Source organism: Streptomyces sp. NPDC046215, assembly GCF_040646215.1.
GTDB classification, from domain to species: domain Bacteria; phylum Actinomycetota; class Actinomycetes; order Streptomycetales; family Streptomycetaceae; genus Streptomyces; species Streptomyces stramineus.
Genome location: NZ_JBEYZW010000201.1, coordinates 1 through 1430, shown reverse-complemented (window position 1 = coordinate 1430; position 1430 = coordinate 1). Strand labels below are relative to the sequence as shown.

The following is a 1430-nucleotide window of genomic DNA, read 5'->3' as shown; positions in this document are numbered from 1 at the left end:
GCGTCGGAAAGCCGCTCCACCAGCAGCATGCCGACGCCCTCCCCCCACCCCGTGCCGTCCGCCGAGGCCGCGAACGCCTTACACCGCCCATCAGGTGAGAGCCCCCGTTGCCGTGAAAACTCCATAAAAGTGACTGGTGTGGACATGACGGTTACGCCGCCGGCCAGGGCCATGGAGCACTCTCCGGCCCGCAGGGCCTGACAGGCCAGATGCAAGGCGACCAATGACGATGAGCACGCCGTGTCCACTGACACTGCGGGCCCTTCCAGACCGAAAGCGTAGGCGATGCGACCCGAAGCGATACTGGCCGAAGCGCCAGTCAAGACGTAACCGTCCAAGCTGTCGGACGAGCGTTGCATGTGGGTGGCATGGTCCTGGGCATTGAGACCGGTGAAGACCCCGGTTTGACTGCCCTGGAGGATTTCAGGGCCAATGCGTGCCCGTTCGAAGGCTTCCCATGCGGTTTCCAGGAGCAACCGCTGCTGTGGGTCCATCGCCAGCGCTTCTCGCGGGCTGATCTCGAAGAACTCCGGATCGAATTCGGGTGCGGTGTAGAGGAAGCCGCCTTGCCGTGTGTAGCAGGTTCCGGGATGGTCCGGGTCCGGGTCGAAGAGGTGATCCAGATCCCAGCCTCGGTCCGTCGGGAAGTCGGCGATAGCGTCTTGTTCTGTACCGAGAAGCTCCCAGAGGTCATCGGGACTCTGTACGCCTCCGGGGAAGCGGCACGCCATGCCGACGATCGCAATCGGCTCGTTGTCGAGTGCGGCTGTAGGTCGCGTCGGCAGAGCGGCCGCGGTGTGCGTACTGACGAGTTCGGCTGTCAGATACTGCGCGAGTTTGCCGGGGGTCGGGTGGTCGAAGACCAAGGTGGTGGCGAGGCGAAGTTCGGTCGCCCGAGTGAGGCGGTTCCGGAGCTCAATAGCAGACAAAGAGTCAAATCCGAGGACCTTGAAGGAGCGGTCGTCGGGAATCGAATCGGCAGAGACATGCCCGAGGGACGCGGCCACTTCGGTGCGTACGAGCTGCAGCAGCGTCTCTTGTTGCTCAGCGGCGCCCTGCTGGGACAACTGCTGGCGGAGCGTCGAATCGGTGGCACGCGCGATCTCCGAAGACGCACCGGATCGTCGGGCCTCCGGAATGTCCTCAAAGAGTGCGGGAGGCTCGGTGGTATGGGCCGAGCCGAATGTCGTCCAGTCGATATCCGCGACCACAAGGCTGGGGGCGGGCTGGTTGACGCTTTGAGCAAGCGCGGCAAGGGCGAGGTCGGTCGGCATGGGCGGGAGCCCGTGCCGTCGCATATGACCGGTGATTTCGGCATTGGCCAAGCCACCTTCTTCCCATAGTCCCCAGGCGATGGAGGTGGCGGGGAGTCCTTGGGTGTGGCGGTGGGTGGCGAGGGCGTCGAGGTAGGCGTTGGCGGCGGCGTAGTT

General features: G+C 64.5%; 1 protein-coding gene. It reads right to left on the bottom strand.

The window, feature by feature from the left end:
- Positions 1-1430 (bottom strand): beta-ketoacyl synthase N-terminal-like domain-containing protein (locus tag ABZ951_RS33845; RefSeq protein ID WP_361281799.1); only part of this gene is annotated, 1430 nt, incomplete at both ends.